The 22,278-nt window shown below is 62.4% G+C and carries 17 protein-coding genes; 16 read left to right on the forward strand and 1 reads right to left on the reverse strand.

All coding sequences use genetic code 11. The features are described from left to right. The first annotated feature begins 85 nt into the window (after nucleotides 1-85). From CK620_RS00395 to CK620_RS00465, 16 genes are all read left to right on the forward strand, one after another. On the forward strand, nucleotides 86-2,137 hold the full coding sequence (locus tag CK620_RS00395; RefSeq protein WP_095548661.1) for a TonB-dependent receptor: 2,052 nt from the start codon (nucleotides 86-88) through the stop codon (nucleotides 2,135-2,137). Between the two features lie 64 nt (nucleotides 2,138-2,201). After that, a complete protein-coding gene (locus CK620_RS00400) occupies nucleotides 2,202-3,407 on the forward strand; it encodes an MFS transporter (protein WP_179290527.1) in 1,206 nt (401 codons plus the stop codon). Then, on the forward strand, nucleotides 3,404-5,212 hold the full coding sequence (locus CK620_RS00405) for an ABC transporter ATP-binding protein (protein ID WP_095548663.1): 1,809 nt from the start codon (nucleotides 3,404-3,406) through the stop codon (nucleotides 5,210-5,212). Before CK620_RS00400 ends, CK620_RS00405 begins: the two co-directional genes overlap by 4 nt. Further along, nucleotides 5,209-6,975 (forward strand): ABC transporter ATP-binding protein, encoded by a 1,767-nt coding sequence (locus CK620_RS00410; RefSeq protein ID WP_095548664.1) that lies wholly within the window; start codon nucleotides 5,209-5,211, stop codon nucleotides 6,973-6,975. The genes CK620_RS00405 and CK620_RS00410 overlap by 4 nt, the downstream gene beginning before the upstream one ends. Beyond that, nucleotides 6,915-7,109 (forward strand): type II toxin-antitoxin system RelE/ParE family toxin, encoded by a 195-nt coding sequence (locus tag CK620_RS14375; protein ID WP_275250684.1) that lies wholly within the window; start codon nucleotides 6,915-6,917, stop codon nucleotides 7,107-7,109. The genes CK620_RS00410 and CK620_RS14375 overlap by 61 nt, the downstream gene beginning before the upstream one ends. A 3-nt stretch (nucleotides 7,110-7,112) precedes the next feature. Then, complete coding sequence (locus CK620_RS00420; protein WP_095548666.1) at nucleotides 7,113-7,421, forward strand: helix-turn-helix domain-containing protein; 309 nt, start codon at nucleotides 7,113-7,115, stop codon at nucleotides 7,419-7,421. A gap of 293 nt (nucleotides 7,422-7,714) precedes the next feature. After that, nucleotides 7,715-8,962: a branched-chain amino acid ABC transporter substrate-binding protein gene (locus tag CK620_RS00425; RefSeq protein WP_095548667.1), complete on the forward strand. Its 1,248-nt coding sequence runs from the start codon at nucleotides 7,715-7,717 to the stop codon at nucleotides 8,960-8,962. 105 nt (nucleotides 8,963-9,067) lie between these two features. Further along, nucleotides 9,068-10,801, forward strand: coding sequence for a GMC family oxidoreductase (locus tag CK620_RS00430; RefSeq protein WP_095548668.1), 1,734 nt, complete (start codon nucleotides 9,068-9,070; stop codon nucleotides 10,799-10,801). A gap of 291 nt (nucleotides 10,802-11,092) precedes the next feature. Beyond that, nucleotides 11,093-12,523 (forward strand): solute carrier family 23 protein, encoded by a 1,431-nt coding sequence (locus CK620_RS00435; RefSeq protein WP_095548669.1) that lies wholly within the window; start codon nucleotides 11,093-11,095, stop codon nucleotides 12,521-12,523. 534 nt (nucleotides 12,524-13,057) lie between these two features. Further along, the gene (locus tag CK620_RS00440) at nucleotides 13,058-13,612 is read left to right on the forward strand and encodes a GspH/FimT family pseudopilin (RefSeq protein WP_095548670.1); all 555 of its coding nucleotides are present in this window, start codon (nucleotides 13,058-13,060) and stop codon (nucleotides 13,610-13,612) included. 8 nt (nucleotides 13,613-13,620) lie between these two features. Continuing rightward, nucleotides 13,621-14,286: a type IV pilus modification protein PilV gene (gene pilV, locus CK620_RS00445; protein WP_095548671.1), complete on the forward strand. Its 666-nt coding sequence runs from the start codon at nucleotides 13,621-13,623 to the stop codon at nucleotides 14,284-14,286. 33 nt (nucleotides 14,287-14,319) lie between these two features. After that, nucleotides 14,320-15,192, forward strand: coding sequence for a PilW family protein (locus tag CK620_RS14165; RefSeq protein ID WP_095548672.1), 873 nt, complete (start codon nucleotides 14,320-14,322; stop codon nucleotides 15,190-15,192). Between the two features lie 36 nt (nucleotides 15,193-15,228). Next, nucleotides 15,229-16,008, forward strand: coding sequence for a pilus assembly PilX family protein (locus CK620_RS00455; protein ID WP_095548673.1), 780 nt, complete (start codon nucleotides 15,229-15,231; stop codon nucleotides 16,006-16,008). 22 nt (nucleotides 16,009-16,030) lie between these two features. Further along, on the forward strand, nucleotides 16,031-16,957 hold the full coding sequence (locus tag CK620_RS13670; RefSeq protein WP_143325839.1) for a hypothetical protein: 927 nt from the start codon (nucleotides 16,031-16,033) through the stop codon (nucleotides 16,955-16,957). A gap of 437 nt (nucleotides 16,958-17,394) precedes the next feature. Further along, a complete protein-coding gene (locus tag CK620_RS00460) occupies nucleotides 17,395-19,644 on the forward strand; it encodes a pilus assembly protein (protein WP_095548674.1) in 2,250 nt (749 codons plus the stop codon). Between the two features lie 68 nt (nucleotides 19,645-19,712). After that, nucleotides 19,713-20,120, forward strand: coding sequence for a type IV pilin protein (locus tag CK620_RS00465; protein WP_095548675.1), 408 nt, complete (start codon nucleotides 19,713-19,715; stop codon nucleotides 20,118-20,120). A 139-nt stretch (nucleotides 20,121-20,259) separates the two neighbouring features. On the opposite strand, the gene rtcR is transcribed toward CK620_RS00465, so the two are convergent. Continuing rightward, nucleotides 20,260-21,930, reverse strand: coding sequence for an RNA repair transcriptional activator RtcR (rtcR, locus tag CK620_RS00470; protein WP_095548676.1), 1,671 nt, complete (start codon nucleotides 21,928-21,930; stop codon nucleotides 20,260-20,262). Nucleotides 21,931-22,278 lie beyond the last annotated feature (348 nt).

The following is a 22,278-nucleotide window of genomic DNA, read 5'->3' on the forward strand; positions in this document are numbered from 1 at the left end:
ATGAAGTCTGCCTTTGAGGGCATATAGATGCGGATGAGAATCACTAAAGTTGAGGGGTATAGATTAACTCTTCTCGGTTTTCATCATGACATCCAACAAGCGCACACCGCTCGCCTTATCGTTGTCGCTATCCCTTCTTGCTTCGCAGAGCGCCTGGGCGCAAACCGGCGATGCCAATGGGGAGCCGAAAGCCACCACGCTTGCGACTATCACCGTCACGGCCACCAAGCGGGGAACCACCGCGTTCGACACGCCTGCCAGCGTGAGTGTGATTGATGGCGATGCGGTCGAGCGCGAAGACCTGCAACACCTGAACGATGCGGCGCAGCAATTGCCCAACGTCTATTTCACCGACTTCGTTGGCGGGCTGGGGACCATCATCATCCGGGGCATGGGCAATGGCGATGAAGAGTCGGATGTCGCCAGCATCGGGGTGCAAATCGACGGCGTACCGCTGCCGCTGACCGGCGTGATCGGAAACCTGTTCGATCTGGAGCAGGTTGAAATCCTCCGCGGCCCGCAGAGCCTGCTGCACGGTCAGGGCAATATCGGCGGCCTGATCGCGATTCGCAGCCGGGATCCCGGCATGAGGTTCGCCGGTTCTGCGCAGCTCAACTTCGGGACTGCCAACCGGCGGCGCGCCGGTCTGGGGCTGGATGTGCCGCTCGGGGAGCGGACTGCGGTACGCATCACGGCCGGGCGCGATGAAAGTGATGGCCATGTCAGAAACGTGACGCTGAACCGCAAGGACACAAGCGGCTGGGGCAGCAATTTCGCGCGCCTGAAGCTGTTGCACCATGACGATGCGGGCGGCGAGCTTCGATTGGGTCTGCATCATTTGGACCGCAACGGCGGCAGCGACTTTTTCCTCAGGCAGGCGGGCGCCGGACAGCGGAAGTCGGTCGAAGGCGATAGCGGAACCAACGACATCAGCTACACCTTGTTCAGCGGCGAGTACACCCGCCCGCTGGATGCCGATACGCGCCTGACCGTGGCTGTTGGCGCCAGCGATGCCCGGTGGAGCTACTGGACGCCGGTTTCCTTGCTCGGAGCCACCAACGGCTTCGATCTCAAGCTGAAGGGTTACAACGCCGAAGCCCGCATCCAGCGCAAGGCCACGGCACAAAGCCCGTTCGACTGGATGGCTGGCTTTCATGCCTCGCGTACCGACATGAATCGCCCCTACTTGTACGACTACGCGCCGTTCTTCCGCAGCGCCACCGCCTCACAGGTGGACGGCACGACGATGGCGCTGTTTGGCGAAGCTGGCTGGCATTTCGCGCCGAGCTGGCGCCTGGGCGCTGGGCTGCGCTTGACGCGAGACCGCCGTGAAATGGACTGGAGCAGCAACCAGAATGGCTCGGTCGAAAGTCTGGAACGCAAGGTCAACAACACGGTGTGGTTGCCGCAGCTCGCGCTGGAATACCGCCCCGACGAGCAACAGTTTGCATGGCTCAAGATGTCGCGCGGCTACAAGGCCGCAGGTTTCAACGTCTATGCGACCCAATCCGCAGCGGCCGGCAACCCCTACGAACCCGAGTACGCCCATCACGCCGAGATCGGTTATCGGGTCAAGGATGCCAACCATCGCTGGGAATTTGGTGCGACGGCTTTCTACTCCCGCCTGCGCAATCAGCAAGTCGTGATCGAGGGACTGGGGGGCGCCACGATGACGGATAACGCAGGACGCTCGCACATTCAGGGCATTGAACTGGATGCCGCCTGGCGGCTTGCGCGCGCGCTGGAACTGCGCGGCCACTTGGGTTACGTCAAGGCGGTTTATGACGACTATGTGCGTGGCGGCACTGACTACGCGGGTCGGCAGTTCTCGGCAACGCCGCGCACCAGCTTTGGCGCGTCCGCCGTTTGGCGGCCTGCCGAAAACTGGGAACTGGGCGTTGCCGCCCGCCGGATCGGCAAGGTCTATCTGCAAGCCAACGATCAGGCGGACAATGCCTACACGCTGGTGGATGCGCACCTGTCCTGGTATCACGGCAACTGGACGATGGGCCTGTACGGCAAGAACCTGACCGACGCGAAATACCTCACCCGGGCGATTGGCGATGGCCGGGGCGGCACTTTGGTGACTGCCGGTGCGCCGCGTACCGTGGGGGTTCGCTTGGCCTATGACTTCTGAGGAAGAACGCGGGCCAGCGGCGCTGGCGGCCGTGCGCGCCAGCGAGTACCGGGCGCTGGCGCTGATGTACATCACCCAGGGCCTGCCAGCGGGGCTGGCTTTTTATGCACTGGGGACGCTCATCCGCGCTGGCGGCTACAGCGTGGCGCATGTGGGCCTGGTCGGCCTGACCATTCTGCCCTGGGCGCTCAAGTTCCTGTGGGCGAGCTGGATTGACAATGCCTGCCTCCGTTGGCGTTATCCGCGGGTGATCTTCATCGGCCAGACGGCTGCGGCGCTGACTTGCCTGGCATTGATGCCGCTGTCGATCGGCGCGCACCTTGGCTTGGCGCTGGCGAGCCTGGTTGCGCTCAACTTCATCAGCGCCACGCAGGATATCGCCACCAATGCCTATGCCGTATCGCGCCTGCAAGGCAAGGCTGCTGGCGTGGCCAATGCGATCCAGATCGCAGGCTTCATCGTCGGCATGCTGCTGGGCGGCGGCGGATTGTTGATCGTTCACGATCATTTGGGCTGGAGCGCCACGATGGCGATTCTGGCCGGTCTGATTGCCTTGATCGGTGTGCTGCTTTGGCTGGACAAACGCTGGCAGGCGCCGCTGGCCAGCGCCGAATCAAGTGGCCGCTCATGTGTCGATTCAAGCGCCGGTGCAGCCGCCAAGGTTCGGCTGCGCGATCTGCTGCGCCATCGTGATCTTGGGTGGGCGCTGGCGCTGGTTTTGCTGTTCAAGTTTCCCAGTACGGCCGTCAGCACTCTGATCCAGCCCTGGCTGGTGGATCGGGGGCTGGGTCTGGATGCCATCGGGTATATCCAGATGGCCGTGATGCTGGCAACCGCATGCGGGGGCGTCGTTCTGGGCATTCCGCTGGTGCGGCGGCTGGGCAATCGGCGTGCGGTGCTGGCGAGCTTTGCCATGGCGGCGCTGATGCTCGGGATGGCCTGGGGGCTGGAGCGGTGCGGCGTTCATGCCCAATGGGCTTACTACCTGGCTTTTTGCACGCAGGGGGTCTTCGAGGGCGCGCTGTTCGTGTCGGTCTGGGCAGTGTTCATGAACTGGTCTTCGCCACACTCGCCAGGAACGGATTTCACGGCCATGCAATGTGGTGAAAACATTGCCAACGCCATGGCGGTCGGTGCCATTGGCGGGCTGGGCCAGATGCTGGGCTACGCCAACGCTTTTGCACTGGTGTGGGGCGCAGCGGGCCTTGTGCTGATCCTGATCGCCCTGTGTCTGCCGCGTCTGGTTCTCCAGACCGAGGGGCGGGCATGAAGCCATCGAACGCGGCATCGCCACGGCCAAAATCCATTCCTGCGCCGGTGCGCTTTGGCAGCCTGATGCGCGTGGCGCCGTGGCTGCTCGGGTCGGCGGTCATCACTGCCGTCGCCTCGGCGGCATTGAGCATCGCGCCGTTCTGGTTCATCTACCGCATCAGCGTCGAATTGTTCGGCGCGCAACCCGACATCGCCACGGTGCGGCGGCTGGCCTGGTGGGCCATGGGGTTGTTGTTGTTGCGCTGGGCGCTGATGGCGGTCAGCCATGTGTTCGCGCACACCGGCGCTTTCGCCATCCAGCACCGGCTGCGCATAGCGATGGCGCGACGTCTTGGAGAAGTGCCGCTGTCGTTCTTTGCCGCGCGCGGCTCGGGCAGCATGCGCCGCACGCTGACCGATGATGTGAACAGCATGGAGGGCTTTTTCGCCCATATGGTGCCCGACGCGGTAGCCGCCGCTGCCGTGCCACTGGCGGCGGCCATGCTGCTGTTCGTGGCCGACTGGCGCATGGCGCTGGCCGCGCTCAGCCCGTTGCCGGTGGTTCTGTTGGTGCAATGGTGGTCAATGCGTGGCATGGGCGAGCGCATGCGCGAGTGGAGCGCCTTGCAAGAACGCATTGCCAACCAGGTGGGGGAGTACGTGCGCGGCGTGCATGTGGTCAAGAGCTTCGGGCTTGCGGCGCGCTCGTTCGGCGAGCTGTCCGATGCCGTGCGTGGCGCGGTGCGCTGGGTGGAAGACTATGCCCGGGGGAGCGCGCGCGGATGGGTGTGGTTCACCGGATTGCTGTCCGCCAATCTGGTGGTGGTGGCGCCTTTCGGCGCGTGGCTGCATGCGCGCGGCAGCCTCGACGCTCCCACCTATGTGCTGTTTTTGCTGGTGGCCCCGGCTGTCCTCGCGCCATTGCTGCGTTTGACCTTTGCCATGGGCGAGCAGATGCAGCGCGCCGAAGCGATGCGCCGTATCAGCGACGTGCTGGCTGCGCCGCCGCTGGACCAGTCCCGTGCGGCGAAAGCGCCCGATGGCGCACTGGACATCCGCTTCGAGAAGCTGTGCCACCGCTACGGCCAGCGGCTGGCGCTCGATGAGGTGAGCTTCGAGGCCAAGGCCGGGCAATTGACCGCGCTGGTGGGAGCAAGCGGCTCCGGCAAGAGTACGCTGGTGCGGTTGGTGGCGCGGCTGTATGAGTTCGACGCCGGCAGCCTGCGCGTGGGCGGCGCGGATGTGCGCGAATGGCCGCTCGATGCGCTGCTGGCGAAGCTGGCCATCGTGTTCCAGGACGTGTTTTTGTTTCACGGCACGGTGCGCGACAACCTGAAGATCGCGCGGCCCGAAGCCAGCGATGCGGCCATCGAGGCCGCCGCCCGTACCGCCTGCGCGCACGACTTCATCATGGCCTTGCCACAGGGCTATGACACGCCGCTGGGCGAGCGTGGCGCGCGCCTTTCGGGGGGCGAGCGCCAGCGGCTGTCGATTGCCCGCGCCTTGCTCAAGGACGCGCCCGTTCTTTTGCTGGACGAAGCAACCGCCAGCGTCGATGCCGAGAACGAAGCCTTGATCCAGCAAGCGCTGGATGCGCTGTGTGCCAATCGCACGGTGCTGATGATCGGCCATCGGCTGCACACGATCATGCATGCCGACCACATCGTCGTGATGGAGGCCGGTCGCGTGGCAGGCCAGGGCAGGCACGAAACCTTGCTGCGCGAATGCAGCGCTTACCAGCGCCTGTGGCGCGACCATGAACAGGTCAGGGAATGGTCGCTGGCAATGCACACGGATGCGGCGCAGCGGGAGGCCGGGGCATGATCCGGGAACTGGTCCAGTCGGGCTTTCGCCTCTCGGGCACGCGTGATCCGCGCCTGATGCGCGGCCTGCGCTGGTCGGTCGTGGAAGGACTGTTCGCCGCCGCGCCATATCCATTGCTCTATCTGCTGCTGCACGCGGTGTTTACCGGCCGCATCACACCGGCGACTGCGCTGGGGTATGGGGCGGCGATGGCTGCCTGCCTGCTGGCGCGCATTGCCGCTGGCGCAGTCGGCATGCCGCTGGTGTTCAGCGGCGCCTACGCGATGATGGGCGAGGCGCGGCTGCGTGTTGCCGATCACCTGCGTCGCCTGCCCATGGGCTGGTTCGGCAAGCAGCGGGGCGGCGACCTGAGCGCGCGACTGACTTCCGATCTGGCGCTGGTCGAGAACCTGTGGTCGCACTTTCTCGGCGTGTTCGTTTCGGGCCTGGCGATGCCCGCTTTTTTGATGCTGTTTCTGCTGTGGCTGGACTGGCGGCTGGCCCTGATCGCGCTGGCTGGCATACCGTTGGCGCTGTTGGCGCTGGCCTGGACACAGCACGTTGCGGCGCGCACTGGCCAGCGTTTGATGGCGGCCAACGCCGCAGCGCAGTCGGCCTTGCTGGAGTATGTGCAAGGCATCGCCGTCGTGCGTGGTTACGGCCGCTTCGGCGATGCATGGCAACGCCTTGAAGCCGCGCTGGAGGAACATCACGCGGCCCTGCTGGCAGCCGAAACCAAACCCGCGCCGTGGCTGGTGGCCTACGGTTTTCTGCTGGAAACGGGGTATGTCAGTCTGGCGCTGGCTGGCGCGTGGTGGCTTGCGGGCGGCACGCTCTCGCCCGAGGTGCTGATTGCCTTTCTGGTGCTGGCGCTGCCGGTGTACCGCCAATTGTTCGAGGTGGGGCTGGCCGCCATGCTGCTGCGCTTTGCGCGGCGCGCTCTGGCGCGTATCGAAAACGTGTTGGCCGAGCAGGCTTTGGCCGAACCGGCACAGGCGGCCGTCCCGCAAGGCCATGACATCGTGTTCGACAAGGTGCGCTTCGCGTATGAACATCGCCAAGGCGGCGCGGCCGTTCTTGACAATGTGTCATGCGAGATTGCGGCCAACCGCCTGACGGCAATCGTTGGCCCGAGCGGCGCTGGCAAGAGCACGCTGGTGCATCTGATCGCCCGGCTATGGGACGTGGATGCGGGCGCGATTCGGCTCGGCGGCGCTGATCTGCGCGAGATCGGCACCGACGCGCTGCACCGCCACGTGGCGATGGTTTTCCAGGATGTCCTGCTGTTCTCCGGCTCGGTGCTCGACAACCTGCGCATCGGTCGGCCCGACGCCAGCCGGGAAGAAGTCATCGCCGCCGCGCGGCGCGCTCAGGCGCATGACTTCATCAGTGCATTGCCCGATGGGTACGACACGGTGCTCGACGAAGGCGGCGCGTCGCTGTCCGGCGGCGAACGCCAGCGCATCTCCATCGCCCGCGCCCTGCTCAAGGACGCGCCGGTGCTGCTGCTGGACGAGGCCACGGCCAGCGTCGATCCGTCGGCCGAAGCGCAGCTCCAGCGCGCCATTGCCGAACTGGCGCAAGGTCGGACAGTGGTCGTGATTGCACACCGGCTCAAAAGCGTGCGCCACGCCGACTGCATTCTGGTGATGGATCACGGACGCGTGGTGGAGCAGGGGCGGCATGACGAACTGCTGGCGCTGGGCGGCCTGTATGCGCGTCTGTGGTCACGGCAGCAGGTGGCGCAGGACTGGCGCGTTGGCGCGGCGCAGCGCTCTTCTTGAAAAATCTCCCTCCCCAATCCCCCCCAGACGCCGATGCGGTTTATGTGCTGCACGCCTTCCAGAAGAAGACGCAGAAGACAGCCCAGTACGATCTCGACCTAGCCGCCAGGCGTTACAAAACGATAGGAGTGTGAGCCATGAAAAAAACACAAGACGCCCGCTGGGAGGATGCCAGCCGCACACAGGGTAGCGGCAATGTGTTTCTCGACTTGGGCTTCAAGCCGGCCGAGGCGGAGGTGATGCGCCTGCGCGCAGAGGTGATGATTCTGACCGCTCAGCACCTCAAGGACAAAGGCTGGACGCAGGCCGAAGCGGCTCGCCATTTGGGCATCACGCAGCCCAGGGTTTCGCGCCTGATCAAGGGCAAGGTGGAGGATTTCAGCCTGGACATGCTGGTGACGCTGGCTGCGCGCGCGGGGCTGCGACCCCAGTTGCACTTGGGCTGATGGCTGTATCAGGCATCAGGCGGCTCCATCATATTGGCGTGCACAGTGTGGATTGGGGCGATGGCTTGGCCTGCCCATTGATGATGGTCTGTGCCTCCGTGCAGGCTCTGCGCCAAGCCTTTGAGATTGTCCTCATAAGCCTTCTTACGTTGCACTCATTCTCAGGCGGGGTGCAGCCCACAGTAACCTGGGGGACAGCGCCCTAGGGCTTGCCCTTATGCCTGCACTGCCGTATGCCGCTAATACTGTGCGCGCATTCCCATGGACTTCAAGCAACGATGGAGGTATTTGCCATGAACAACACGCTTCGCGCCGCTACTTTGGCCGCTGCGCTGGCCTGCAGCGCGCCGCTTCTGGCCCAGCAAGGGGAGACGGTGAAGATCGCCTGGATCGACCCGCTCTCCGGTCTGATGGCGGCGGTGGGCAACAACCAGATCAAGAGCTTTCAGTACGTGGCCGAATACTTCAACAGCCACCCCGAGCTCAACCCCGCAGGCGTGAAGTTTGAAGTGCAGGGCTTTGACAACAAGCTCAGCCCGCAGGAGACGGCCAGCTTGCTCAAGGCCGCCATCGATCAGGGCTTCCGCTATGTGGTGCAGGGCAATGGCTCGGGAGCTTCGCTGGCCATCATCGAGGCGCTGGAGCGCCACAACGCGCGCAATCCGGGCAAGGAGGTGTTGTTCATCAACTATGCAGGAGTGGATCCAGACCTGACCAATGCCAAGTGCAGTTACTGGCATTTCCGTTTGGATGCGGACACTTCGATGAAGATGAAGGCCATGACCGATTTCATCCAGGCCCAGCCCGAGGTGAAGAAGGTGTTCCTTATCAACCAGAACTACGCGCATGGCCACCAGGTGGCCAAGTACGCCAAGGATTTGCTCAAGCAGAAACGCCCGGATATCGAGATCGTCGGCGAGGACTTGCACCCGCTGGCGCAGGTGCGCGACTTTGCGCCTTACGTGGCCAAGATCCGAGCCTCGGGCGCCGATGCGGTGATCACGGGCAACTGGGGCTCTGATCTGGCCCTGCTGATCAAGGCCGCCAGCGATGCCGGGCTGGAGAACGTCAAGTTCTTCACCTATTACGCAGGCGTGACCGGCTCGCCCACGGCCATGGGGGCTGGCGCCGAGGGCAAGGTCTATGTCGTCAGCACCAGCCACATGAATTTGTCAGGTTCGGTGGGCGAGATCGTCAAGGGCTTTCAAGATCGCACCGGCGGCGACATGTACACAGGCAGCGTTTACAACGCCTATGCGCTGCTCTCCGGGGCCATGGCCAAGGCGCAATCGACCGACCCGGTCAAGGTGGCGGCTGCCTTGGAGGGGTTGCGCGTCAAGGGCTTCGATCAGGAAATCGAAATGCGCCGCGACGACCACCAACTGCAGCAAGGCCTGTACATGGCGCTGTGGAGCAAGGCCACGCCGCAGGCGCCGTATTCGATGGAAAAAACCGGCTACTCTTCGCACCCGGTCAAGTACTTCAGCCTGCAGGAGACCAGCACGCCCACGACCTGCCAGATGAAGCGCCCAGGGGGCTGATTGGCCCGCTGCCTGGATTGCTGCTGTGCCGTCCCCAGTACCGCCGCGCGCCACTCTGGCGCGCGGTTTGTCGTTGTTTCACCATCGTTTGCCGCGCGCCCGCCCATGACTTCAGCCACCGCTTTGCCGCTCAGCGCCAGCGCCGCCCCTGGCGCGCAGTTCGATCTCATCGTCATTGGTGCGGGCACGGCCGGCTCGTTGCTGGCCAACCGTCTCAGCCGCAATGGCCAGCGGCGCGTGCTGTTGCTCGAAGCTGGCGGGCGCGACGACTACCACTGGATCCACATCCCAGTAGGGTATCTGCACTGCATTGGCAACCCGCGCACCGATTGGCTCTACCACACCGAGCCCGATCCAGGGCTGAACGGCCGCGTGCTGCGCTACCCGCGCGGCAAGGTGCTGGGCGGCTGCTCCAGCATCAACGGCATGATCTATATGCGCGGCCAGGCGCGCGACTATGAGCAATGGGCGCAGCTGACGGGCGATGATTCCTGGCGCTGGCAGGCTGTGCTGCCGCACTTCATGCAGCATGAAGACCATTACCGGCTTGATGCCACAGCGCCGCAGGTGCCAGCCGGCTTTGCGAGCAGCCACGGCGGCCAGCGCCACCCCCAGGCAGCGCAGCTCGGGCGCGAGTGGCGCGTGGAAAAGCAGCGCCTGCGCTGGCCCATCCTGGATGCCTTTGCTCAGGCTTGCGTGCAGGCGGGCATTGCGCGCAGCGAGGATTTCAACCAGGGCGACAACGAAGGCGTGGGCTATTTCGAGGTCAACCAACGCAGCGGCTGGCGCTGGAATGCCGCCAAGGCCTTTTTGCGCCCGGTGCGCCAGCGGCGCAACCTCAGCATCTGGACGGGCGCGCAGGTGCAACGCCTGCTGCTGGAGCGTCAGCCCGATGGCAGCCTGCGCTGCAGCGGCGTGCAGGTGCTGCGCGGTGGCCAGAGCCTGGCCTTGCAGGCTCGCGCCGTGGTGCTCAGCGCTGGCAGCATTGGCTCGCCGCAGATCCTGCAGCTCTCGGGCCTGGGCCCGGGCGAGCTGTTGCAGCGCCACGGCATCGCCGTGCAGGCCGACCTGCCCGGCGTGGGCGCCAATCTGCAAGACCATCTGCAAATCCGCTCCATCTACCAGGTGCAGGGCGCGCGCACCCTCAACAGCCGCGCGCGCCATTGGTGGGGCAAGGGCCTGATCGGGCTGGAATACGCGTTGTGCCGCAGCGGTCCCATGAGCATGGCGCCCTCGCAGCTGGGCGCGTTCACGCGCTCATCGCCGCAGTACGCGCACGCCAACATCCAGTACCACGTGCAGCCGCTGAGCCTGGACGCCTTTGGCGAGCCGCTGCATCGCTTTGACGCGCTCACGGCCAGCGTCTGCAACCTCAACCCCAGCTCGCGCGGCAGCGTGCGCATCCAGTCGGCCGACTTCCGCCAGCCGCCGGCCATCGCGCCCAACTACCTCAGCACAGAGGAAGACCGCCAGGTCGCTGCCGACAGCCTGCGCGTGACGCGGCGCATCGTCGCCCAGCCGGCCCTGGCGCCATACCGCCCGCACGAGTACAAACCTGGCGCGCAGTACCAGAGCGACGAAGAGCTGGCGCGCCTGGCCGGCGACATCGCCACCACCATCTTCCACCCCGTGGGCACTTGCAAGATGGGCCGCGACGGCGACCCTCTGGCCGTGCTCGACCCCCAGCTGCGCCTGCGCGATGACCGGGGCGGCCGCGTGCATGGCCTGCACGTGGTGGACGCCAGCGTCATGCCCACCATCACCAGCGGCAATACCAACAGCCCCACGCTGATGATTGCCGAAAAAGCCGCCGCCCACATCGAAGCCCAGCTGGGCTGAGCGCTGCTGAGCGCCTGGCGCAAGGCCAGCCGCAACGGCTGACCGCACCTGAGGAGGGCGATTCGGAAACAACCAGCAGGCCCTTCCCTTGCCCCCTGCAAAAGCCAGCTTGCTGTGCCTTGGCGCGCCTTACCGTGTTCGGCGCAATCAGGGTTCTTGCCTATGTGCCCAGGCATGTTACGGCTTTGGGCTGTGGTTCAATCGCGCACTGTTTCGACGAGCAGACCTTCCCTGGGCCGTCTGTGGCCGACAAGGCTGTCGTTTCCCCCTAAACACAGGCGAGGTTTTTTGATGCCAATCCAACGCGAATACGGAAAAGAACATCCTTACTGGCCCTTGGGGCCATTCAAGGTCAGGCTGCCTTTCATTCATTACCGCTGGGAATTCCCGGAGATGATCCAGGCCTTCCTGATGTTCGTGGTCAGCCTGGGCATGATCCCGCTGCTGCAGCAGTACCTGGGCCTGCCCTACGAGGCGGCGCTGGCTGGCGTGGTGATTTGCGGCATCGGCTTCATGCTGCCGGCGCTGCTGGGCGTGCCGCTGGTGCCCGGCTGGATCACGCCGGCCATTCCCGTGGTGCTGCTGTATCTGCAGAACTTCCAGCCGGGGCCGGAGGCCGTCAAGGCCATGGTGGCGCTGCAGATCGAGGTGTTTTTGATCTTCCTCATCCTGGGCATCACCGGGCTGGGCAACAAGCTGGTGACGCTGATCCCCAACTCGCTCAAGTGCGGCATCATCATCGGCGCCGGCATTGCCGCCATGATGGGCGAGCTCAAAGCCGGCGGCAGGGTTTCCAACGCGCCCGTGTCCATCCTGATTGGCGCCATGATCGCCGCCTACATCCTGTTCTCGCTCTCGTTCAAGAGCGTGGTGCTGCGCAACCGTCTGGCCAAGATCATCTCCAACTTCGGCATGGTGCCTGGCATCGTAGTCGCCATGCTGATCGGCTGGGCCATCAAGGAGTTTCCGTTGCCCAACATCGAGTGGGGCATCACCAAGCCGAACTTCGGCCTGCTGTTCGATCACCTGGCCTTCAACGTCGGTTGGCCCACGTGGGATATGTTCCTGCTGGCCGCGCCCACGGCCGTCATCGCCTATGTGATTGCCTTTGGCGACATTCTGGTGGGCTTCACGCTGGTCAAGCGCGCCGACCACCAGCGCCCTGATGAGGTGATTGAAACCAACGTCACGCGCGTACACCTGGTCACAGCCATCCGCAACGGCATGCACGCCATCTTCGCCCCCTGGCCCGGCCTGGCCGGCCCGCTGTGGACGCCCATCCAAGCCACCACCGCTGAGCGCTACGCCCTGGGCCGCAAGGCCATGGACAGCATCTACAGCGGCCAGGGCACGTTCTGGATCTCGGGTTTTCTGGCGCTGTTCGCGCTGCCGCTGGTGAGCATGTTCAAGCCCGTGCTGCCGCTGGCGCTGTCGCTGACGCTGATTCTGACGGCCTACATCTGCATCATGGTGGGCATGGAAGAGTTGAAGGACTCGGCCGAGCGCGGCGTGGCCGGCATCGTGGCCGTGACGCTGGCCATGCCCGACCCCAAGGCCACCATCTACGCCATTGCCGTGGGCCTGGTGCTGTACTTTCTGATCGAGCGTCAGAACGCGGCCGAGCGCCAGCGCGACGACCTGTCCATCATCACCGACGACACCGCCGCCATCGAAGCCGGCAGCGAACGCGGCAAGGCCAACCCGGACGTCGCGCCGCGCTGAAATCCTCGCAGCGCAGAGGCCGCCCTCGCGGGCCGTCCGCCAAGGCCTTGAAAGGCGGGCCTCAACCGAACAAAGCCAGATGCGGCAGATTGCTGCGTCTGGCTTTTTGCTTGTTTGATTGCGATTAACAGCCCCTGCGGCGTAATTGCCGCGTACGGGGTGATGTTTGGTAATGCATGCAGGCGCGCGCGCCGTCGCAGGTAGAGCGCTGAGCGCCATCAAGAACATCGCAGCAAATGGTGATGAGGGGCGGCGCACCAGGTTGTCCACTAGTCATTCCGGTGGAACCATAGATCGCTTGGCAGTGGTGGAGGTGTTCGGCTTGTGGGCACACTCAATGTATCGAAAGAAGAGTTTTGCAAGGCTCCAATGCTGTTCGCACACTTTCCATGGCGCTGCATGCGTTGATTTTGCTCCTTGCTGGCGTCACATGATTGGGCAACAAGCTCATTGGGGGAAAACCTCTTTGTCGTGGATTGCCCAACGCCCAACACCCAAGCCCAAAGCTGAGATTTGGTCTCTTGAACAACTGCCATGTATATCACCGCATTAACTTCGCGCGCTTCTCGCCAGTACAGATTGAAGGCAGGATTTACTCTGGTTGAGTTACTGACTGTCATTGCCGTGCTTGCGGTGCTTGTCGCCATTGCTGCGCCCAATTTCACGCCGATGATAGAGCGCTGGCGAGTGCGTCAAGCCAGCGAACTCCTGCAATCGAGCGTGTATTTTGCGCGCTCCGAAGCTATTAAACGCGGTGGCGCCGTAATCACAAGCCTGACTGGTGGCGCGTGCAGTGGTTGGAATTGCGGCTGGCAGGTTTGTGCAGATACAAATACTGACGGTACATGCGATACCGGCGTGCCTATCCTGCAACGCTACGATGCGCCCAACAGGCTCACCATTTCGCGTGTCGCTGGCACTGGGGAAATCAGAGTCGATTCCAGAGGATTCTTCAATAGTGCAGCGAGTTTCAGTGTGGTGCCTACAGGCAAAACCCTTGCCGATTGGGCGGCCCTGGGGGTTTGCGTCAACGCCAGTGGGATTGTGCGTGTCGTTACTCCCCAATCGGGCGGAATTTCTTGCAGTTGAGTAATGCCATGAAGCAGCCTATTCCAAATCCTCCAACTTCTTTTTCGCGCCAAAGTGGCGTTTCGTTGATCGAAGCGCTGGTGGCTGTGCTGGTCACAGCCTTGGGTATTCTGGGTATTCTGGGTATGCAGATGCGCACCATGGTCAATACCCAGACGGCTGTGCGGCAAGCCCAGGCCATTCGCCTGATTGAAAACCTGAGCGAGCGCATGCGCATGAATCCCAACTCCTTCGCCCAGAGTACGGCCAGCAATTACGTCATCGGCTGGCAGCACACCATCCCAGCGACCAGCTGTTCTGGTGGCTGCGCTTCAGATGTTTTGGCCCGATTCGATATTCAGGAGTGGAGACAAGATGTCCGCGACGCCTTGCCGCTGGCCGATGCCAATGTGTTTTTGGTCAACGATGAAGCCAGCGTCAGCGCCGGCAACCGTCGTCAGATTGGCGTCATGATCTCCTGGCGGGAGAGCCAATCTGCAGAAAATGCCAGCGATACAGCCTTCAATCGGTACTTCCAGCTCAGCAGCAGGAATGCGGCTGGGGAAACCATCACTTGCCCGACTGGTCGCACCTGCCACTTGCAATTCATTCAATTGTCTGCACGCTGCACCGCAAACACCAATTCGGGCACGGCCCGCCCATATTGCGGCGATGGCAGCGTGAAAAGAATCTGAAGCTGGTTTTTTGACATCTGCATTGGATTGGATATGTTGCAAAACTCTTTGAATCTTGCAGGACGCCAAGCGCAGCGTTGGCCTGCCCCCGGGCTGCGCCAGCAGGGCGTGACCCTTGTGGAACTGATGGTGGGCGTCACCATCGGTATGTTGGTCGTGGCCGTGGCCATGGGCGCCGTGTTTATCTCGCGTGGGGCCTCCACCACAGTCAGCGAGGCTGCGCAGCTGCAGCAGCAGGCCTCCTACGCCTTTCGTGTATTGGGCCAGCAAATTCGCCAGGCAGGCTCGCTGGAGCTTGATCTGGATGCCGAGACCAATCAGGGCACAAGCACAACCTTGTCGGCTGGCACCAAAGTGGCCTTTCTGGAGGACTACGACCAATGGAGCGAAATCATCAATGGCGTGGAAACGCCAGATAGCACGCAATTTGCACTGACTGTGGGCCACCAGAACTATGCCGAGCTTTTGGGCAATACCGCGGGCGATGTTGGCAGCCAGTTTCGGGATTGCCTCGGTGCCGGTGGGACGCCGACAGGGGGCGCTTACCCCAGCATCATCAGCCGTTTCTCTGTACGCAATGGGGAGCTGGTTTGCAGTGGCACGGCAGGGCAGGCCCAGCCCGTCATCCAGAACGTGGCCGATTTTCAGGTCCGGTATTTCATCCAGTCGGGCGCAGCAACTGGCAACCCTCAAATTGCTCGCGTTGCAGCCTCTGCCGTGGCCGATTGGGCCGATGTGGTGGCTGTGGAGGTGTGCCTGGATATGGTGGGCACGCAGGTTTCCGATGTGCCTAACGACTCCCGCTACCGCAACTGTCAGGATCAATCGGCGCCTTACGGCGACCGCATCCATCAGGTGTATCGCAACGTTTTTCAGCTGCGCAGCCAAGGCGTGCTGGGCAGTTGAAAGCCCTAGGCTGGAATCACTTCATTCGCTGTAGCCATGACGACTATTCATCATCACATCGTTTCTCGTCCGGCAGTGCGCCAGCGCGGCGTTGCATTGTTCATCGTACTGGTGATGGTTTTGCTGGGCATGCTTCTGGCCCTGTGGGCTTCGCGCTCGGCGCTGTTCAACCAGATGGTGGTAGGCAACGATGCCGATTACCAGCGTGCATTTGCTGCTGCCCAGGCCATGCTGCAGGATGCAGAACTCGACATTCTGCGCGAAAGCCCTGATGGCTCAATCTGCACGAAAGATGCCAGCGTGCCTCAACGCTGCCGGGCCGGTGCTACCCTGTACCCCCCACAAGGGGCGGAGGAGATCACCCCGCTGCTGGCCCAGCTCAGCGGCGCGGGCGACTCGCAATGCATGCACGGCCTGTGCACCAAGCGCGGCACTACCCCCGCATACAGAGGCCAGAACTTTTGGAACGACACCGACTTGCTGGCCGCCATGCAGCAAGCCAATGTGGGGGCGCGCTATGGCCAATTCACGGGCGCCACTGCGGGCAGCAACACCGATGAGATTGGCGCTGCCGGCAGCGCCATCCTTAACCAGAGGGGTGATGGCAATGTCGGCGCCTGGTACTGGATTGAGGTGTTGCCCTATACCGATGCGGCCCAGAGCGCGGGCCTGATCGTGGGCGGGGCGGCCAACCTGGTGCCCTTGAGCGTCGATCCGCTGGTGGTCTACCGCGTCACCGCCATTGCCTACGGCCGAAAAAATGGCACCCGCGTCGTGCTGCAGCAGACTTTTGTGCCTCAAAAATTGAAAGATTAATTTCCCGTAGTGGAGGATTATCATGTTTAAAAAAACTGCCCTTTATCAAGCCGTTCTTTCTCTGCTGGCTGTGACAGGTGCGTCGCAACTGATGGGCGCGCCTTTGGAACTGGCTGACACACCCCCTGGTACGGGTTTCAAACCGCCTAAGCCTAATGTAATTATTACGTTGGATAATTCGGGTAGTATGGCGTTTGATATTGATGGGTGTTATACGGATTATTTTTTGCGGCGATATTATGGGGCTGAGGTCTATCGTGTTATAGATGGTGAACTGTTTGTTCGGAATAGAAGGCCTATTAGAAATAGAAGTGGTGATATTGTTTCCTATGTCAATTTTTTGCAAGATCAGTGCTCTTATGAGATGGCGAGAGGGGGGTATGGAACCATTTCTGGTGTTGGTTTGAATAGAATTAAGAAATATGATAGAAGTGGGTTTCCAACCAGTAATACTGTTGATTTTTATGTGAAGGCTAGGCCTGGTGAGCAGCGTATGTTTATGCTTAAGCGCTCTTTGAGGCAAGCAATTACATCTCCCGATGCTGTGCCGGAGGGATCTATTCGGCTGGCTTGGCAGGCTATGTGGAAGAATAATGGTGAAACTATGGATGCCTCCACAATTACTCGTGGTGCGGTAAACTCTATGCGCTCTTTTGAGGGTGAGCATCGGGAAAGGTTTTTGGATTATTTGAATTCACTCGATCCTTATCAAGGTACGCCGTCGCATAAAATGATGAAGCAGGTATTTGATTATATGAGTGAGCCTGGCTTGGACATTGATAGTCCATGGGCTAAAGAGCCTGGGGTCAAGGGGAAGCCTTACCTTGAGTGTCGGCGTGCTTACCATATTTTTTTGACTGATGGAGCGTGGAATAGTCAAAGTAGTTCTTTAATGCCTCCATCGGGAAGTAGAGATGAAAACTCTATTGCTTCGGTGGGGGGGGTGTAGAATCGTACAACCCAGATCGAGATTGGGCGCGTGTTTACAAAGGAAGCGATGAGGGGAATTTGGCTGATTGGGCTTTTAGAGGGTGGGTGGAGGATTTGCAGCCTCATATTGATAATGAATTGGAACCTTTGCCTGATTATCGAAGCGCTCCGAATGAAGAGGTTATTGGGGGAGTGCGTGTCCCGAAGTTTTGGAATCCTAAGTATAACCCTGCGACTTGGCAACATTTGATTAACTTCACTATTGGGTATGGGCGTTCGGCTTATGAGTGGCCGGATCGCCCTCTCTTTGATCGGACATGGATCACGCAAGGTTCTACTGTGTTGGCAAATACTTACGGTGGAGATTTTCAAAATCTTTACAATGGCAGTGTGGCTTGGCCGTCACTAGACATCTGGGACACTAATGAAACCAACCGTCAATCCGATCTTTGGCATATGGCACTCAATAGCCGGGGTAAGTTTTATCCGGTGGACAGCGAGGCGCGCCTGACGGCTGCCTTTACCGAAATCTTCAAGCGCATCAGCGCCGATACCCAGCCCGGTACCACAGCCACGGCGGCCAGTGGTAGCAACAACGTGTTCACCGATGTGGGCCTGTTCACATCCACTTTTGATTCGGCCAGGGCCTGGAAGGGTTATGTCGAGGCTTGGACTTTGAATACCGAAGGCCAGCGCAGCCCCAACATGACTTGGGGCATGAATGGCACCAATCCGCGCAATACGGCCGACATGTTGGATGATTTGACCGAGGATCAAATCAAGCAGCGCTTGATCCTCACCACCAACGACGCGACTGGGCAAGGCGTGCCCTTTGTCTGGCGCACAGCAAGTGGTAGCCAGCCGCTTAGTCAGGCGCAGCGCGATGCTTTGTCGGGCGGGGCAGGGGCGGCCGACCCTGATGAGGGTAAAAAACGCATCGACTTCCTGCGTGGCAGCCGTACGCTGGAGACGGATGCCAACTACCGCACGCGCCAGTCGCGCCAGGGCGACATCGTCAATTCCAACATCTGGTACGTGGGCAAGCCCGCCAGCGGCTATGGCGATGCCAGCTACCTGCAATTTGCCAAGGACAACCGCCAAAGCGCCGATGACGCCATGATTTACGTGGGCGGCAACGACGGCATGTTGCATGGCTTCTCGGCCAAGGATGGCAGGGAGCGCATTGCCTATATACCCAAAGGCATTGTGCCGGGCCTGCGTGAGTTGACCTTGCCCAGCTATACGCACAAGTTCTATGTCGATGGTTCGCCGTTTGCGGGCGACGCCAAAATTGGTGGCTCTTGGAGAACCGTGCTGGTGGGTACCCTGGGTGCAGGCGGGCGCGGCTACTTTGTGCTGGATGTGACCAAGCCCGACGATTTTTCCGCCAACAACGCCGCCAGCCTGGTGCTGCTCGATGCCACGGAAATCCCGCGCAATTTGACGGGCGCGCCCGACCCCACTGGCGTGGATGCAGACCTGGGCCATATTTTCAGCGCGCCAGTCGCGCACGAAACCTACCCCATGCGCGCCGCGCAAGTGGCACAGATGAACAACGGTCGTTGGGCCGTCGTGCTGGGCAATGGCTACAACAGCGCCAATGAGCAGCCGGTGCTCTACATCCAGTATTTGGATGGCGACAAGAGTGTGCGCAAGATCGAGGCCATCACCAGCTCAGCCACAGCCACGGCTGAAAACAAGAGCGAGAATGGCCTGTCCGCCCCCCGTCTGGTGGACATCAATGGCGACGATAGGCCCGATGTCATCTACGCTGGCGACCTCAAGGGCAATCTGTGGAAATTCGATGTGAGCAGCGATTCGCCCAGCGACTGGGGCGTGGCCTTTGGCGGCCAGCCCTTGTTCACGGCCTGCAAGCGCACGGACGCTGGCCAGGTCAGCAACCCCTGCGTGCGCCAGCCCATCACGGCCGCGCCCACAGTGCGCGCTCACCCCAAAGGCGCTGGCATGATGGTGGCGTTTGGCACGGGCCGCAATCTGACCATGGAGGACCGATCCGCCACTGAAACACAGGCCATTTATTCGGTGCTGGACAACACCCGTTACAAGCCGCGCACCTCTGCCTCTGCCAGGCTGCTGCAAGTGCATCCGGGCGGGACTGAGGGTGGCGCCACCATTCCTGCGCCACAGGCCTTGCCGGTCGATACCGGGTTGGTTGCCCAGATGGTGGCAAGCGCTACGACCCACTCGGGCGAGGGCGTCAGCGCAGGCACCGACTTCTGGGCCACCAGTGGGAATGAAGTGGATTGGAATAGCCCTAAGACCAAGGGTTGGTTCATCAACCTGCCTGCAAGCGGCGAGCGCCTGTTGCAAACCATGCCCTTCTACGACGGCAGCAACATCCTGGCCGTGAATACCCAGGTTCCGGCGCGTGGCTCGGGCGATCTGGAGGATGAGACCTGCTCGGCCGTGCCTGAGGCGGGCAAGCGCTACCTCACCATGCTCAACATCATGACGGGCAAGCCGCCTTCGGTGCAGCTGATGGATTTGAATGGCGATGGCTTCTACAACGGGGCTGACAACAATGTTTCTCGCATGTCCCTGTTGCCCGACAGCATGACGGCCATCAAAACCGGCCGGCACACGGTGGTCACCAGCTCCGGCGGTGGCAAGTCGGTGCCTCAGGAAAACAAGCTGGCCCTGATGCCCATTCAGGCCTTGCGCCCCAGCTGGCGCCAGCTCCAATAACGCACATCACGGAGGCTTGCATGGCATTCATACAGACTTCTTTGCGCGCATCGCGCCAATCGGCACCCATGAAATCACAGGGCTTTACCTTGATTGAGCTGATGATCGTCGTGGTGGTGGTGGCCATTCTCTCGGCCATCGCCTACCCCAGCTACCAAGAGTACGTGCGCCGGGGCCACCGGGCTGAGGCCAGGGCGGGCTTGCTGCAAGCCGCCCAATGGATGGAGCGCGCCGCCACGGCGCAGGGCACGTACCCGCTGACGGCGCAGTTCCCGGCTGGGCTTCGTGCCGTGCCCAATGGGCGCTACACCATCGCGCTGAACTCTACCGATGGGGAAAGTTTCACGCTCACGGCCACGCCTCAGGGCGGCCAGTCGGGGGACAGGTGTGGCGCCTACACCTTGAGCAATACGGGCTTGCGCGGCGCCAATGGACATACCAGCGGCGCGATCGTGACCGAGTGTTGGGGGAAGTGATCGCGCGCCAACGCGCCTTCTGCGCCAGAGCAAAAAGCCGGCTGGATGCCGGCTTTTTGCATGCCTGCACGGGCGTCAGGGGGCGGCTGGGCATGATGCACAGCCATCTTCAAGCCTCCATGGCTGAGGCACGCTGGATTCAGTCCTCGGAGGAGTGGGCTTGAATGTCCGCCCAATTCAGCCCAAAGCGGGCCAGGTATTTGCGCAGGCGGTCGCTGTCGTTGGCGGTGCTGCGCCGGGTGCGCGAGTGGTTGAATAGCTGGCGTCCGGCATCGGCCAGGCTGGCGCTGCGCTGGCACAGGGCGATGACGGCGCGCAGTTGCAGGCGGTCGAACAGGTCGAGCGCGGCCAGCCGTTCGGGCCCGAGCAGGGCGTGCAGCAGTGCGTCTTCGTCGTGGCCGTGGTTGGCGGCAGTGCCATCGGCGTCATTGCCAGCGGGCGCGGCATCGGCACCGGCTTCGGCCTTGCCGTGCCACAGCCATTCGAGGCGGGCGATTTCGGCTTCGACCAGGGCGCTGCCGATGCGGCCGCCTTCGGCCAGGGTGGCCAGGCGGGTGATGCTGGCGGCCAGGTCGCGGAAGTTGCCGCGCCAGGGCGCCCTGGGCGATTGGGCAAAGGCGAGATAGCGCGCCCGCGCCTCGCTGCTGAAGCGCGCCAGGCGGCCGTCTTCGCTGGCGTGGCGCGCGAGCAGGTGGTTGATGTTGGGGGCGATGTCTTCGGGCCGCTCGGCCAGTCCGGGCAGGTGGTAGGTCCAGAGGTTGATGCGCGCGAACAGGTCTTCGCGAAAGCGCCCGGCGGCTACCTCGGCGCGCAGGTCGCGGTGGGTGCCGGCGATGAGCTGGAAGTCGCTGGCCACCTCCTGGTCGCTGCCCATCGGGTAGAAGCGTTTTTCCTCCACGGCCTTGAGCAGCATGGCCTGTTCGTCCAGGCCCAGCTCGCCGATCTCGTCCAGAAACAGCACCCCGCCATCGGCGCTGCGCAGCAGCCCGGCGCGGTCGGCGGCGGCGCCGGTGAAGGCGCCGCGCTTGTGGCCAAACAGGGTGGAGGCGGCGCCATCGCCGCGCAGGGTGGCGCAGTTGACCTCGACAAAAGCGCCCTGCACCTGGTGGCGGGCCTTTTTCAGTTCGTACATGCGCCGCGCCAAGTGCGATTTGCCCGCGCCGGTGGGGCCAACCAGCAGGATGGGCGCGCGCGAGCGCACCGCCACGCGCTCGATTTCGTCGATCAGCGCATTGAAGCGCGCATTGCGCGTGGCGATGCCGCTTTTGAGGTGCGCGCGTGCCTCGCGCTGGGCCTGGCGAAAGCGTTGGGCCAGCGCGTCGTAGCGCGAAAGATCCAGGTCGATCAGGGTCAGGCTGCCGGGCTGCTCGCCGTTTTGCCGCCGGGGCGGGCTGGTTTGCAGCAGCACGCCGGGGATGAAGCGCGCCTCCACCAGCAGGAACAGGCAGATCTGCGCCACGTGGGTGCCGGTGGTGATGTGCACCCGGTAGTCCTCGCGCGCGCTGTCGAAGGGGTAGCTGCGCGCCCAGTCGTACAGCCCGGCATAGACCTCGCCGAAGTCCCAGGGGTCGTTCAACTCCATCGGGACGAGCTTGACCTGGGTCGCGGGCGACAGCTCGGCAATGTCGGCCAGCACGCGGTCTGCCAGGCGCTGATAGCGGCTGGCGTAGAACAGCTCCAGCCTGTCCACTGGCCAGGCCGCCTGCTGCACCAGCGACACCGTGGGCCGCCATTTCTCCCACCGGCCCTTGCCGCCGCCTGCATCCAGCTGTGTGCCCAGGTAGCCGATGACGACGTTTTTCTTGCGCATATCGAATCTAGATCAAAAGATAGAAATGACGGATTGATTCGCCAATATTCTATTTTCAGCCATGCAACCAATCAGCAAGATGCTCATGTGCATTTTGGTTGAAAAAAATAATTCCTCATTGAAATCAATGGCTTAAAAACAATTTCAGCCCATCTGGGGCGACTTGGCACGGCCTTTGCGATCCACCAGAGTGTCAGGCGTATGCGCCAGTCGCTCGCAGGCCAGGGTTGGGGCCAAAGGCCCGCCCTGCCGGTGCCGGTGGCCGCCCGCTGAGGTTGATGAAACCGCCACGGGTGTTGTGCATCCGGTATGCCGCGCGGCGCGAGCGTCTGACAGGGCATGGGCCGT

Origin of the sequence: Vandammella animalimorsus, from assembly GCF_002285285.1 — a bacterium.
In the GTDB taxonomy this organism is placed as follows: Bacteria; Pseudomonadota; Gammaproteobacteria; order Burkholderiales; family Burkholderiaceae_C; genus Lampropedia; species Lampropedia animalimorsus.

Coding starts and splice junctions, on each gene's coding strand:
- rtcR (WP_095548676.1), bottom strand. CDS start 21,930: ATGCGCAAGAAAAACGTCGTCATCGGCTACCTGGGCACACAGCTGGAT.
- CK620_RS00430 (WP_095548668.1), top strand. CDS start 9,068: ATGACTTCAGCCACCGCTTTGCCGCTCAGCGCCAGCGCCGCCCCTGGC.
- CK620_RS00420 (WP_095548666.1), top strand. CDS start 7,113: ATGAAAAAAACACAAGACGCCCGCTGGGAGGATGCCAGCCGCACACAG.
- CK620_RS00465 (WP_095548675.1), top strand. CDS start 19,713: ATGAAATCACAGGGCTTTACCTTGATTGAGCTGATGATCGTCGTGGTG.
- CK620_RS00455 (WP_095548673.1), top strand. CDS start 15,229: ATGACGACTATTCATCATCACATCGTTTCTCGTCCGGCAGTGCGCCAG.
- CK620_RS00400 (WP_179290527.1), top strand. CDS start 2,202: ATGTACATCACCCAGGGCCTGCCAGCGGGGCTGGCTTTTTATGCACTG.
- CK620_RS00440 (WP_095548670.1), top strand. CDS start 13,058: ATGTATATCACCGCATTAACTTCGCGCGCTTCTCGCCAGTACAGATTG.
- CK620_RS00425 (WP_095548667.1), top strand. CDS start 7,715: ATGAACAACACGCTTCGCGCCGCTACTTTGGCCGCTGCGCTGGCCTGC.
- pilV (WP_095548671.1), top strand. CDS start 13,621: ATGAAGCAGCCTATTCCAAATCCTCCAACTTCTTTTTCGCGCCAAAGT.
- CK620_RS00435 (WP_095548669.1), top strand. CDS start 11,093: ATGCCAATCCAACGCGAATACGGAAAAGAACATCCTTACTGGCCCTTG.
- CK620_RS00410 (WP_095548664.1), top strand. CDS start 5,209: ATGATCCGGGAACTGGTCCAGTCGGGCTTTCGCCTCTCGGGCACGCGT.
- CK620_RS00460 (WP_095548674.1), top strand. CDS start 17,395: ATGGCACTCAATAGCCGGGGTAAGTTTTATCCGGTGGACAGCGAGGCG.
- CK620_RS00395 (WP_095548661.1), top strand. CDS start 86: ATGACATCCAACAAGCGCACACCGCTCGCCTTATCGTTGTCGCTATCC.
- CK620_RS00405 (WP_095548663.1), top strand. CDS start 3,404: ATGAAGCCATCGAACGCGGCATCGCCACGGCCAAAATCCATTCCTGCG.
- CK620_RS14165 (WP_095548672.1), top strand. CDS start 14,320: ATGTTGCAAAACTCTTTGAATCTTGCAGGACGCCAAGCGCAGCGTTGG.
- CK620_RS13670 (WP_143325839.1), top strand. CDS start 16,031: ATGTTTAAAAAAACTGCCCTTTATCAAGCCGTTCTTTCTCTGCTGGCT.